The sequence below is a fragment of the Pseudoalteromonas sp. Scap06 genome, from assembly GCF_013394165.1.
GTDB lineage: Bacteria > Pseudomonadota > Gammaproteobacteria > Enterobacterales > Alteromonadaceae > Pseudoalteromonas.
In genome coordinates, this window is the sequence record NZ_CP041331.1 from 314,294 (window position 1) to 328,135 (window position 13,842).

12 protein-coding genes are annotated in these 13,842 nt (G+C 39.2%); 5 read left to right on the forward strand and 7 right to left on the reverse strand.

All coding sequences use genetic code 11. The features are described from left to right. Nucleotides 1–959 precede the first annotated feature (959 nt). The 3 genes from FLM47_RS16870 (at nt 960) to FLM47_RS16880 (ending at nt 5,587) form a co-directional block, all read left to right on the forward strand. On the forward strand, nt 960–1,469 hold the full coding sequence (locus tag FLM47_RS16870; protein WP_178957043.1) for a hypothetical protein: 510 nt from the start codon (nt 960–962) through the stop codon (nt 1,467–1,469). A 129-nt stretch (nt 1,470–1,598) separates the two neighbouring features. Continuing rightward, nucleotides 1,599–2,366 (forward strand): hypothetical protein, encoded by a 768-nt coding sequence (locus tag FLM47_RS16875; RefSeq protein ID WP_256729747.1) that lies wholly within the window; start codon nt 1,599–1,601, stop codon nt 2,364–2,366. A gap of 2 nt (nt 2,367–2,368) precedes the next feature. Next, the gene (locus FLM47_RS16880; RefSeq protein ID WP_178957045.1) at nt 2,369–5,587 is read left to right on the forward strand and encodes an SdrD B-like domain-containing protein; all 3,219 of its coding nucleotides are present in this window, start codon (nt 2,369–2,371) and stop codon (nt 5,585–5,587) included. On the opposite strand, the gene FLM47_RS16885 is transcribed toward FLM47_RS16880, so the two are convergent. Continuing rightward, nucleotides 5,574–5,903 carry a hypothetical protein gene (locus FLM47_RS16885; RefSeq protein WP_041709269.1) on the reverse strand — a complete coding sequence of 110 codons (330 nt, stop codon included), beginning with the start codon at nt 5,901–5,903 and terminating at the stop codon, nt 5,574–5,576. The genes FLM47_RS16880 and FLM47_RS16885 overlap by 14 nt on opposite strands. A gap of 176 nt (nt 5,904–6,079) precedes the next feature. Here FLM47_RS16885 and arfB point away from each other — a divergent pair, with 176 nt between their 5' ends. Further along, the gene (gene arfB / locus FLM47_RS16890) at nt 6,080–6,493 is read left to right on the forward strand and encodes an alternative ribosome rescue aminoacyl-tRNA hydrolase ArfB (RefSeq protein ID WP_010388730.1); all 414 of its coding nucleotides are present in this window, start codon (nt 6,080–6,082) and stop codon (nt 6,491–6,493) included. Nucleotides 6,494–6,551: 58 nt separating this feature from the next. Here the strand turns inward: arfB and FLM47_RS16895 are convergent, their stop codons facing one another. From FLM47_RS16895 to FLM47_RS16920, 6 genes are all read right to left on the reverse strand, one after another. Beyond that, nucleotides 6,552–7,601 (reverse strand): DUF2955 domain-containing protein, encoded by a 1,050-nt coding sequence (locus FLM47_RS16895; protein WP_178957046.1) that lies wholly within the window; start codon nt 7,599–7,601, stop codon nt 6,552–6,554. An 11-nt stretch (nt 7,602–7,612) separates the two neighbouring features. Further along, entirely contained in the window at nt 7,613–8,677 is a 1,065-nt protein-coding gene (locus FLM47_RS16900; RefSeq protein ID WP_178957047.1) for an HlyD family secretion protein, read from the reverse strand. Nucleotides 8,678–8,679: 2 nt separating this feature from the next. Beyond that, complete coding sequence (locus tag FLM47_RS16905; protein WP_178957048.1) at nt 8,680–9,156, reverse strand: MarR family winged helix-turn-helix transcriptional regulator; 477 nt, start codon at nt 9,154–9,156, stop codon at nt 8,680–8,682. Between the two features lie 90 nt (nt 9,157–9,246). Then, nucleotides 9,247–9,960, reverse strand: coding sequence for a type 1 glutamine amidotransferase (locus FLM47_RS16910; protein ID WP_178957049.1), 714 nt, complete (start codon nt 9,958–9,960; stop codon nt 9,247–9,249). A gap of 77 nt (nt 9,961–10,037) precedes the next feature. After that, nucleotides 10,038–10,934, reverse strand: a complete 897-nt coding sequence (locus tag FLM47_RS16915) for a spermidine synthase (RefSeq protein ID WP_178957050.1) — start codon at nt 10,932–10,934, stop codon at nt 10,038–10,040. Continuing rightward, nucleotides 10,921–11,547 (reverse strand): fused MFS/spermidine synthase, encoded by a 627-nt coding sequence (locus FLM47_RS16920; RefSeq protein ID WP_010388742.1) that lies wholly within the window; start codon nt 11,545–11,547, stop codon nt 10,921–10,923. Before FLM47_RS16920 ends, FLM47_RS16915 begins: the two co-directional genes overlap by 14 nt. A gap of 162 nt (nt 11,548–11,709) precedes the next feature. On the opposite strand from FLM47_RS16920, the gene FLM47_RS16925 reads away from it, so the two are divergent. After that, complete coding sequence (locus tag FLM47_RS16925; RefSeq protein WP_178957051.1) at nt 11,710–13,785, forward strand: TonB-dependent siderophore receptor; 2,076 nt, start codon at nt 11,710–11,712, stop codon at nt 13,783–13,785. The last annotated feature ends 57 nt before the right edge of the window (nt 13,786–13,842 follow it).

The following is a 13,842-nucleotide window of genomic DNA, read 5'->3' on the forward strand; positions in this document are numbered from 1 at the left end:
CACAAAAGATAGTAATTCTTATTTGTATTTGAATGCAGTGATAAGCATTAAATTGAGTTAGTTAAATACTGATCTACATTAAGATTAACAACCAGTAATAAAACAACACGTATAAGGAAAGGCCTTCCTAGATGTGTTGTTGTTACCGACGAAATATATATAGCCGCAGTAAACATCCGTCAGTATATGAAATTAAAATTTAGCTAAAAGCACTTTTTTTAATGAGTTTTTACACAGCCCAAACAGAAGTTTTGATACAAGTAGTTAATAATCAAAGACCTTTTAAACATTAAGTATCCTTCAGATAATCTAGGATCAGTATTTTACTAACAAGGTATAAAATATCGCCTATATAAACCGATTTTTTACTAACTGATTAACTGAGAGAGCTAAAAATGAAGCAAAACGCTGAAAAAACGTGCGTAAAAAATTAAGTTTTATACTTTTAAAGCGGTAAGTTAGTAAAAATCTGATCTTAAATATATGAGTTTAAATTGTAATGACTTTAATCATGCATACGACGATGAAATACAATGAGTAATTTATGCTCAATTAATGAGCATTTCACATACTTCTTGCAGCAGATTTTTTACCGTTTAAGCATAGAGCTTAAGGCAAAAAGCGTTAGTACTGCCTTACATAATAGTTCTAGGAAAATAAATAATGATTGATAAACATCATTATAGGCTCAGCATCAGTTGAACCACTCTGGCCAAACCTAAAACTAAGTCCCACAAGCGTTAAAATAAAATTAGTATCGGTGTTATTTTTCTCGTTGCATTTTCCTGATTAAAATTAATGATTTTGTATCATAAACACCCTAAAAACAGCAACAGCGTTAACAAAAAATTCCTTTTTGATAACAACTGTGTTTAAATCCGAAACAATGGATTGGGGTTCTCCTCTAAACTAACTTGCATGGAAGTAAAAAAATAATAATTTTTAAAAATGGAAAAACTATGAATAAAAAAATCTTTGCAGCTTCCGCTTTACTAGCAATCTCATCAACTTCTTTACTTGCATCTAACCAAACATTTCAAGCAAGTGTAAATGGTTGGACTGAGCCTACTTTTGCAGAGGATAGCGCACTTCACTTTGGTAAAATTCGTTTATCTACAAGCTCAACCTGTACGATGAATAATGCAGGCGTTGTATCGGGTGACTGTGATGCGTCAGATGCAAACATTCAATTAGGTGGAATTACTGTATCTGGTTTAGCGCCAAATTCAGCAATGAATATTACTGTATCTGGAAGCACAGGCACTAACTTAACTTTTGCTCCAGTAACAACGGCTACAGATGGCACAACCAGTGTAACAACTGCTGACAATGTTGCGTCTGCTTTCACTACTGATGCAAGTGCAACAGATATTACTGTTAGTGTATATGGTGATATGACGGTTGATTCTACACTGACAGCGGGCGCTGCTTACACTGTAGATTATACTGTAGATGTGTCTTTCCAATAAGACTATGAAAGCTGAGGCTAACTTACTAAGTTAGCCTCAGTTTATTTTTTTTTGCGTAATTGCGCATTAAAAATAAAATGTGTGGAGCATCGCGCTCCACTTTTTATTATCATGTTGTTGAGTTGTCCCATGATTCTTAAACTTTTTTGTTGGGCTACCCTTTGCCTAACTCTTTTACTACCTGAAATTTGTAATGCCAACCTTGCGTTGTCTGAATACCGTTTATACTTTGATGGGCGTACTAAAAATAATTCACTACTTATCCGCAATACCTCTAATAAAAATCTCGATTTTAAACTTGTTGTTACCCATAAAGATATGACCGAAGAAGGAGCGCTTATAGATGTTACCCCACAACAAGTTGAAGGGCGCTCTGCCAAAAACATGCTAAGGTTTTCACCACGTCGCGGTACTATTGCACCCAAAGGGATGCAAGCTATCAGAATGACCGTTCGCAAAAAAGCCGAGCTTGCTGTTGGCGAATACAGAGCGGTGCTTAAAATCATAGCCTCTGAATCACAAAACCTTGACGCTGATGGAATAAGTATTAGGCCTAAAGTTGCTTACAGCGTGCCTGTTATTGTTCGTCATGGCCAATTAGAGGCTGACTCAGAATTAATAAACCCGCAATTAATTACTCAAAATGGGCGCCCGACTCTAACATTTTGGCAAACACTCACAGGGAATCGCTCTGTGTATGGAAACTTTGAATTAGTTGATGAGAATAATGTAATGGTTGGTGAAATAGCCAATGTGGCCGTTTATACCCCTCTATCTCGTCGCAAGGTATACATCACTTTACAAGCCCCAGTAACTGGGCCTTTGACACTCAACTACAAAGAAAACGAACTTTATGGCGGTAAAATAGAGTTAGCGATTCCCATTAATATCAAATAAAAATGCTACACATTAATGCCTTATACTACGGTATAACGGCTCGCTTGTTACTTTGTACATTACTGTTAATTGCACCCAAAGCAATCATCGCAAAGCAGTTACCGACTCTTTATCAATGGCCTATTGATGAGGAGTCTTTTGTGATTATAAATGTCAGGGTAAATGGGCGCTCAGTTGTCTCTGATTTAGAAGCTTACTATTCAAAATCAAATAAATTGCTATTGCCCATAAGCGCCCTGAAATCGACTATGGGAATTAGCTTAAATGTGTCACAAAATACACTGGCTGCTAAAGTTGACGCAAGTGAGCTGGTTCTCAATGCTGAGCTTTCCTCAACTTTAGCCCCCTCAGAAAATGTTTCATTGTGGGCTGTCGATGACTACGACCACTATGTTGATTTATCCGTCATAAATACACTTTTAAATACCGACTCGCGCTTTGATTACTCACTGATGCAGGTTTCATTTTCTAGTAGCTTGCTTACTTATAATAACAACCAAGTAACGAGTGGTATTACAAAACAAATTAAGTCCAAAGCACTGCAATACGACCACTTTATAGACGACCAATACCAAACGCTGACCTATCCGGTATCTGAATATTCATTATCAGCAAGCTATAAATCGTCTAATAATCGTTATAAGGGGCTGCTCAGGCTTAATAGCTACTTTGACTTATTTCATCATCGAGCTGAACTACGATTCAACAAAAACGAAAACACCGCTAATACCTTTTTAAAAGTAACTAAAGACTTTAATTTAAGTGAACAAGATCACTCACTGGCACGCATTCACTACCAATTGGGAGATATTCAATCTCAATCAGATCAGCTTATTACTAGCTCAAATCAAGGTCGGGGATTTTATATTTCAAATGCTAACCCACATTCGGCACAAAACTTTTCAACCATTACCATTGAAGAACCCGCATTACCGGGCTGGCAAGCGGAGCTGTATCGAAATGGTCAATTTATTGCCACTACTCAAGCTAACGACGAAAATTTGGTTCGATTTACCGATGTTGAAACGTTTTACGGCAACAATATTTTTGAAATTAAACTTTTTGGCTCACAAGGCGAGCAAGTTACACGCACTCAAAAATATACAATAGGACAAGACGCTCTATCGCCCGGAAAAATAAGCTATCAAGTAGAGTTTTTAGAAGCAGATAAAAGCGTTTTTAATCAATCTAATAACGCTTCAACAGCGATGAGCAATTCCTTTAAAAGCAATCTATCATATGGCATTAGTGAATTTATCACTTATGACGCTCAAGTTACTCATTTGCAAACTGACCAAGATAACAGCAGCTACCTATCATCGGGGCTAAATACACTTACAGATCACGGCAGTTACCGTTTTCTAGCCACAAAACAACTCGATGCTGGCTATGCTTATTTTGCCGGCTTTAGAGGCCTACTTTCTGATACACTTTTTAACGACATCAGTGTTAATGTTGAATACAGTGCCCTTAATGACTTTTCTAGCGCTTTATTTGTAGCACAAGAGAACTCACTCAAAAATAGGCTGTTATTGAGCCTAAATGGTCGGACTGATTTCTTTAACTCCCTTAACTGGAATATGAGATGGAGCAATGAAGTACGTGAAAATACCAACACTAAAAACCGACTCTCATTAGGTATCAATAAAAGTTATATCGGAGGAACATGGTCAAGCCAACTATTTTATGATGACGATACGAATAACCTAATAAACCGGCTTTATTCTTCAATGGATATTGCCTCTTGGAAATGGACCAACACCTTAGATTGGCAGACTAATAATGGCGCAGAACTTACTCGTTTGAGAAGTAGTTTACGTTGGCCACAAACACAAAGCACCTTCAATCAAACACAGCTGACTTATCAGTCTAACTCTGCAGCAAATACGCTTTTAAGTCATCAGTATACATACCGCCATGAGATATTTAATATACAAGTATCAGGGCAAGTTGATAATCAAGGAGATTGGCGCTTATCTTTAGGTTTAAATGGCACATTTAGTTTTGATCATTTAGAAGCAGACTTTAACTTTGACACTCCTCGCTCATTAAATTCCGGGCAAATAGAAGTTAGTTCGTTCATAGACTGGAATGAAAATGAAATCTTTGACCAAGGCGATGAGCCAATTCAAGACGTTAATTTTACTGGCAACTATCTATGGCGAGATAAATACACCAATAATGACGGAAAGGTCTTGCTGCCAAGCAGTTACGGTGGCCAGGTTTTAGATGTTAATTTACGCTCGTTGTCTAATCCTTACTTGCAGCCCTCTTTAGGGAAAATTAAAACATTAGCTCATAGAGGCGGACAAACCAAAGTAAATATTCCTTTAGTGGTCTACAACGAGGTTGAGGGGACTATTTATCTATCGAGCAATGAAAAGAGTAAACCTATCGCAGGACTGACGGTTGTACTTAAAGAAAAGGGCGGCGAAAAACATTATTCAACGGTCACTGAATATGATGGTTATTATTATTTTTCTAATGTTTCTCAAGGAAGTTATATTCTTGAAATAGAAAAAAATGAGCAGCTATCAGAAAACATAACCATAAAAAACCTTCCCGAGCAGATCATCACTGAAAAAAGCGGCGATACCATAATACTGCAAGACATCATTGTATACACAAATAACGCTAATACCTTAAATAAGCAACCAACAACAGCAGCTAAAGCAAACCAAAACACGCCTTATTTTGTGCAATTAGGCGTATTCAAAAAGTTTCAATCGGCACTTATTGTGGCGAATAAAATTGATAAAGCAGCCTATGCTTTGCAGTTATATAAACATGAAAACCGTGATAGCTATTACCTCGTTGCAGGCCCATATAATAATGCAGCTAAAGCACAGCAAACCATTAATGATGTTTATTCAATACCGGCGCTTCATGGCAGCTTTATGGTTGATGTAAGGCGATATGCCTCACCACAGTGGCGAAAAATAGGGGAGTGGGGCGATATGCAAACCCAAAAAACTGAGACTTACTTTTGCCAGTATGGTGCATATACCTCTGAAAAATCAGTTAATAAAAAACTGCTAAGGGAAAATCCATCACTGTTCGTAGCAAAGCAAGCAATAAAAGGTGAAGCCCATTATTTGATGCTGTCAGGGCCGCATAATGCAAAGCAAACAGCGTGTGATAAGCAAGTGGTTAAACAAATAGAAGGGCTCACCACCGCGATAAAGAAACCTTGGCACAGCATTTTTGCTATAAATCAGTAGTAAAGTACTGCACCTGTGTTTTGCCATCACTGTTTAAATGCGACTCACATTTTATTTCACAACGCGCTCCCGCGGATTCGGCAACCCAAATCGATTGCGCGCTCTTTTTAATATAACACGCAGAATACAGCGCATCTTCTTTTTGCGCAGCAACAACAAAACAGCGTTGAAAATTACCCAAAGGTAACACTTTAATTGGATAAACTTGTTCTTGTGCAATTACACCAGCACTAAACGTTTGAGATGATTTGGCATAAACAGCATACGAAATAGCGAGCATACATACCAAAGACATTAAAATAGATATTTGTTTCATATAATTAAAGCGAATTAAAAAACAATATAGTAAGTGTAGAGTAAATTCTTTTTTATGTGTTTATTTAGCAATTATTAGATTGAAAATAGCAATGGCCGCCTATCTAATTAGTTGAATCACCACAAGTCAATGTACTGATGTTATAATACATTTTTTTGCAAAAAGAGCGGGGCACTATGTTAACTATTTCAAACAGCGTAACCATTGATGAATGGGAAGTAGAGCTAAGCGCTATTCGCTCGCAAGGCGCTGGCGGACAAAATGTTAATAAGGTAGCCAGTGCTATACACTTACGCTTTGATATAAACCGCTCTAAATTGCCCGAATTTTATAAAGAACGATTACTTGCTTTAAAAGATTCAAGGATCACCAAAGAAGGGGTATTGATAATTAAAGCCCAGAGCCACCGCACTCAAGAGCTCAACAGGGAAGATGCGCTTAAACGGCTAAAAGATCTAATTTTAAGCGCCACAAAGGTTAATAAGGCACGTCGTGCTACCAAACCTAGCCGTAACTCACAGCGTAAACGTATGGATAAAAAAACCAAACACGGCCAAACCAAAGCTCTCCGCGGTAATATTAAGCTGTAACTTAAGTAACCTGACTCTGGTTAAGCACATAAAAAAGACTGCGAATGCAGCCTTTAATTTAATCATAAGTATGATGGCGGGTGACGCTAAATCGGTTTAGGATTCGATGCACTACATACACTGCGCTTAAGCTTACTGTTACTGCAACAGCCACCGAGCTAAATCGATACATGGCGCTGTATATTAAATCTTGCCCAGGGCCTAACGACTGACCAAATAAAATCCCAAAAGTGGTCAATACCCCAAACCCAACCCCCGGTGGACCACCACCTAAAATATGAAAACGACTGAATATAAAAGATAAAATCCATAATATAGCCACCGGAAAAAGTAAAACGTCGGTATGGTTATACAAAAACAATTGCGCAACTAAAGCAGCATTACAACCTATCAGTGTACCAATAATACGTTGCCAACTTGCGGTGCCCGCCGCTTTAAAACACAGCGAAAATAAAATTAAAATAGATGCCGCTTGCGCCGAAATTGAATCTTGCAAATCAAGCACCTGAAAAACCACAAACGACAAAGTCGCAACCGTGGCACATAACAACACCTCGTGACGAATACTTTCTTTATCCTTGTGCGATACAGCGCGCATGGGTCGCGCTGTCACGTCAGGAAACAAGCCATGCATCAAGAGCGCAATAATAATAGTAATAAAAATAGCCACACCATTACTTAAAATAAGCGGGTAAATGCTACTAGCTTGATCAACATGACTGGCAAAATGTAACTGAATCGATAAACTCACCGCACCTAACGCACCAAATAAAAACGCACCACCAGAGCTCATTAAGTAAAATAACACGCAAAAACTAGCAAAAATAATGAGCGTCATTAACACCGGCAAGTGTGAAAGTAAGCCCTGTAAAATAAGCACTATAAACGCACTGTAGGCAGCACTGGCAACAAATTGACGGATCACGCCTTTGTTAATACTTGGCACTAAACCGAGTAATAACATAGGGTAAACTGTAAAAAATATTCCATTGGGCCAATTCATTAACTTGCACAAAGTAAAACCAATAGTGCAGCCGCCAGCAATCCGTAGCGCTTGGCGTAAACCATTTGAATCGAGTTGTGGCGCTTGGCTAACATGTTGTGTCATTACTCGCCCCACTAATAAATGTAATGTAACCAACTAATAAAGCGGATCTGTACTGATCCCAACCATTGACCTATAGCCGATTGTGGAAGTAACTGCACAGTGGCACGCGCACCACTGGGCATATTATTTATAAGCTGATTGTTATTTGGCAGCACTAAGTGAATACGCTGACGCTGCGCATCCCGAACCCAGCGATTGCTGGTTTCGGTGGTGCTAAGCAATCCATTCGCACTAAGTTGTCCGTCACTGACACCGGCCTCAAATATTTCAATTTTTGCGTCGAATACTTCACCAGGTCGGCTATCAAATACCACTTTTGCTAAACTGCCTGGCTGCATGTTTAATAGTGACTTTTCACGAAAATCGGCTACCAAATCTGCTTTTTTTGCTACAACCGCGAGTAATGGCTTACCCGCAACCGCATAGGAGCCCTCAAGTAACTGTAAATTAGCTACAACGCCATCACTTAAAGCACGCACTTGCGTATAAGATAAATTAAGCTCAGCTTGTGCTAACTGGTTTGCTGCATGGCGCAGTGCTAAGTTATCTTGCCCTGAATCGCCACGCGCTAAAACAGCTTCTGCCAACTGTGCTTCAAAGGCAGCTAAATTAGATTCGCTTGCTGCAAAATTTGCACGAATGCTTTCAAGCTCTTGCTCCGAAATAGAGTTTTGTTTGTAGAGTGTTTCGCCACGCTTTTTTAATAGCTGCTGCTCATGCAATTTAGCGTTAGCTGCACTTATTTGTGCCTCCAGCGCTTTTACGTTGGTATCAAGTCGTTTATTTTGCAGTTTGGCATCATCAAGCGCGAGCTGCGCTTGCTCAAGTGCTAGTTGGTAAGTATTTTTGTCTATTTCAAATAATACATCACCCGCTTTAACCGTTTGGTTATTACTAACCAATACATCGGTAACACGGCCGTTTATTTGCGGCGATATTTGCACAACCGGATGGTAAACCCGTGCTTGTGGCGTAACCGGTAGCCATACATCGGCAACAATATAATAGAAAAATACAACAATAAAACCAACGAGCGATACTTTAACGTAGCGAGCAAATTTTTGATCGGGTGTCATACTTATTTATCTCCAGATAAGCTTACAATACAACGCCGCGCGTTTTCTTCCATTTGCACTAAACTATGCGCCATACCATCAAGCTGCTCCGTGCTTAAACCTGCATATAAACGCTGTTTAATATCGCTTGTTAACTCTTTTAAGTGTTCTAATAACTTTATACCCTCATCGGTAAAGTACAATTTTTTACTGCGTTTATCGTGTTCATCAACTTGTCGAATAACTAGATTTTGCAGCTCTAATTGCTTAATGGTGCGCGTTAATGAGGGCATTTCAATACCTAAGCTAGTCGCCAGCGCTTGCTGCGTAGCCCCTAAAGGTAAATGATGTAAGTGAATCATCGCCGTCCAGCGCGACTGAGTTAAACCTAGCGGCTCAACCGCTAATGTTACCGCTTCTCGACATAAGCGGTGCACTCGACCCATATTGCCGCATAAAGTTAAATCGAGTGTTTCATGAAAAGGAATATTGCTACTCATAGGAACTCTTACTTGTGAATATCAGCAAATTTTAGCATTAGTTAGCAGGCTAAGTAAATAATTGGCATTTTAACTTCACGTAAATAAGTATTATTTAGATAAATAGTGTACGGCAAGCTTATCTAAGAAAGTATAAAGCTTATTGTTCATCTCATCATAATCGTGACTTAAGAGCTTTTCGGGCTGTTCAACAAAGCGGTAATTATGGGCATTGGTTAAATCATCGTTGGCAATGAGGAGGGTAACCACCTCGGTGGTCAATTCCATGTGGCATTGAAAACCAAATACTAAATCGCTATAAGCGACTATTTGCCTTGGACAACCTTCGCTATAGGCAATAATACTGGCCGTAGCAGTCAGCCCGGGCATATCGTTATGCCAATGCCCCACATTAAGCTCACTGCCAAAATGGCTAAATAACGGATGATTCAAGCCTGCATCGGTGAGGGTAATAGCAAACTTACCAATTTCCTTTTCTGGACTAGGTTGATAAGTCGCGCCTAACGCTTCACCAATTAATTGCGACCCCAAACAAACGCCTAACACCACTTTGTTTGCCGTGATCGCGCTGGCAATAAAGGCTTGTTCTTTTTTACTATCAAAATAAGGGCATTCTGCAAACGATGTAGCGGGCGATTGTGGCCCACCCATTACGATTAAAAAGTCTATATTATCGGTGTGTTTTGGTAAGGGTTCAGCTAAATAAATACGGGTATAAGACAACGTATGGCCATTCATTTTAGCCCAAGCTTCATAAGCGCCTGGCGCTTCAAAATGTTCATGAATAATAAAGTGAATGTGCATTGCCGTTTCCTTAAAATATTATCTGTTTAATAATACCCTAGGGTCACCGGATATAAGTGACCATGTGATATCAGCCGCTAAAAGTTAAGTAAATTAGCTGGAGAGTATTGATCAGTCAGCACCTTAGTATCACTTGGCCAATCTTTACCATCTTTGGTGAAAAACATACGCTGGCTAATTGCCTTTATATCTACGTCATAAGGGGCAAGTAACGGAGCTAGCTGCGTCACCCGCTGCGCTATTTGTTGCTCTGTAGGGATATTGCTATAACCGGCTAAAATAATACGATTACTATTATTATTGGCTGTTACATTAATAAAATCGCCAAATACCGCATGATAAGTTGCCGACTCATGTTCATAAAGTTTACTTGATGAAAACGTGTTAGCAGCAACAATTCCGCCTTCGGCTAATACGCTTTTTATTTCTTCAAAAAACTCTTTTGTGAGTAGGTGCTCAGGAATGTAATCGCCATTAAACGCATCTAAAATAATCCAATCAAATTGCTGGCTTTTAAGCGCCGCACGTTTAATAAAAATACGCCCATCTTGTACTTTAGCAGTTACGTTATCGGTTTCTATAAAGTTAAAATAATCGCGCGCCACTTTAATTACCGAAGGATCTATTTCAACATTTTCAATGCGTGCCTTTGGGTATAGCTCATGAATCATATTAGAAAGCGTACCGCCACCTAAACCAATAATGAGCACATTTTTAGGGTTATCAATCAGTAATAAACTAGAAAAAGCCAGCTTAGTATAATTAAATACCAGTTTTTTAGGGTCGCTAATGTACATGCAACTTTGGCTGCTTTGTCGAGTTTTTTCATCAAACTTTAAACAGCGTAAATCGCCAGTTTCTTCAACGAGTAGATTTCGGTATAAAGAGCGCTCTTTATGCACAACATTACTCATACTGTGAGCTGAAAATAGCAGCGCCATTATACTAATAAACAATAATTTAAGCTTGTGCATAAACGGCCTCTCGCACTTTAAGTTTATCAAAGCTAATAGCAATTAGCCCAAGCGTGCCCAACACACCAGCAAAACCTAAAATAATGGTGTTAACATCAAACGCCAGTACCATATAAAAAGAGGTAATAATGGTGCCCAGCGCACTGCCTAAGGTACTTACAAAATAAAGGCCGCCAGCCACTTGGCCGCTGCGCTCACTATTGGTAACCAGCAAACGTACGGAGTAGGGCGAGATCATGCCTAAAATAATGGTGGGTATAAAAAATAACGCGGTTGAGGCGAGTAACGAGCCATAGCGACTGTCTTCAATATGCGAAAAAATAAATGCCATAATTGGCTCAGCAAACAAAGCAATGGGCACCACCATAATACTGGCAACTAAAAAGATTAACCCATATTTGGTCAACGAAGGATGACGAATAGACAGCTTCCCTCCCAGTAAATACCCGAATGATAAGCTAAGCATAAATACCGTAATAATACTGCCCCAGATATGTACGCTACTGCCAAAGTAAGGCGCTAAAATGCGCCCACCTAACAGCTCTATTCCCATAATACTAAAGCCACTGCTAAAGGCTAAAAAGTAAATTAATGCATTTGTTTTTGTTAACATTATATTATTCTTATTGTGTTATTTTCATCCATCTTAACGTGATAGCTGTATAGCCGCTAGTGTAAAAATTAGACGCACACATAGAGCGCAAAAAAACATTTTGTTATAAAGTAACACATGCTATAGTTTTGGTTATAATATAACGTTACCAAAAAGCATTTTATGAAGTACTCATTAATTTACTTAGCCTGCTTAAGTGCAAGCGCACAAAGCATTGCCCAAAGCCAACCAATAGAGAAAATTGCGGTTACATATAAACAAGCTTACCGAGGCGATATTCCTCAAAAGCAAATGCCACAATCAATCGAAACCCTCGATAACGCGGTACTTGATCAAAAAGGAATAACTCAATTACAAGATGCGCTGGATTTTTCTGCCAGTATTTCACGTAAAAATAACAGTGGCGCATTATGGGATAGCTTTTCGATTCGTGGATTATCGGGTAACGAAAACATGCCATCGGGTTACTTAATTAATGGTTTTAGCGGTGGACGCGGATTCAGCGGCCCTCGTGATGTATCAAACATTGAGTACATTGAAGTATTAAAAGGTCCAGGTTCTGCACTATACGGGCGCTCAGAACCCGGCGGTACAGTAAATATCGTAACCAAAAAACCTCAATTTGAGCAACAGGGTGAGCTAAAACTTAGCTTAGGTAGTGATAACTTTAATCGCGTTGAAGGTGACTATACAAACGGCATTAACGATAACACAGCATTTAGAATAAATGGCGCATGGCAAGATAGCGATAGCTACCGCGATGAGGTGTACACCCATAAAAAGGTGGTTACGCCATCTATTTATCATCAAATAAACGCTTCAACCAGTATCACTTATGAATTTGAATACGTTGATTTAGCCCAGCTATTTGACCGTGGTGTTGTTGTACTTAATGATAATTTTAATACTGTTCCTAGCTCACGCTATTTAGGCAATCCAAACGATGGTGACACGCAAGTATATTCTCGCGGTCACCAAGTAACTTTAAATCACGATATAAACAATGAATGGTCACTCGTTGTAGGCGCAAACTACCGCAGCTCTACACTAACTGGGTTTTCGTCTGATGCTGAACTTGCACCCTCGCGCCAATCATTATTCGATGATGGCCGCACACTTACCCGCCAACAGCGCTACCGCGATTATGAAGTTGATGATACTAGCCTTAAATTTGAGCTAAGTGGGCATTTTGATACCGCAGGCATTACCCATCACTTATTAATAGGAGCAGACGCATACAAATACGACTTACGAACTGGACTTTATCGTTATCGCGGCGGTAATGGCACTTACACAGTTGATATTTATCAACCGAATTATAACGTTGCTCGTCCTGAGGTAGGTTTGCTCTACGAAAACAACGAACAACAAGATGCTTATGGTATATACGTTCAAGATCAAATGGATCTGACTGATAAAATTAAGCTATTAGTTGGCCTTAGATTCGATAGCGTAGATCAAGACATTTTAGAAACCAAAAGTGGTGTGCTTTCAAGCAGTTCACAAAGCCAGGTAAGTCCACGAGTAGGCTTAGTATATGAACTAAACAACGCTGTAACCTTATACAGCAGCTACTCCGAAGGCTTTTTACCATTAAGTGGTACAGATGCAAATGGCGACCCATTTGGCTTTGAATACAGTGACTCATTTGAAGTAGGCGCTAAATTTAGCTACCAAGGCATAACGGGAACCCTAGCATTATTTGATGCCACTAAAAGTAATATGTTAGTAGCCGATCCTGTAAACGTTGGTTTTTCAGCGCCTATTGGTAAAGCAAATAGTAAAGGTGCTGAACTCGATTTAAGTACTTATATTACTGATGATACAAAGTTTAATTTATCTTACGCTTATATAGATGCCAGTACGGCAAACGACATAATAAATGCTGATTGGGGCGTGCCAATCAAAAAAGGCAGCCCATTAGTCAATGTGCCTAAAAATAACTTAAATCTAACGCTTAGCCATCAAATGGCCGTTCTTGGCAAAGAGCTAGAACTAGGTGCCAGTTATCAGTACACCAGTGAGCGATTAGGCGATGCCGCCGATTTAACATTTAACTTACCGAGCTATCAACTAGTTGGTATTTTTGGGCAGGTAAACTTAACCGAGCGCACCAAGTTAAATATCAGTGTTAACAATATTTTTGATGAAGAATATGCTCAAAGTAGCTACAACGCATTATGGGTTTACCCCGGTGCGCCTACTCAATTTAAGATGTCATTGGCATATCAATTCTAACAATTTCATAGTCCCGATTAGCTATTTCAACCCGACTTTGGTTATTTAGCTTTTCAT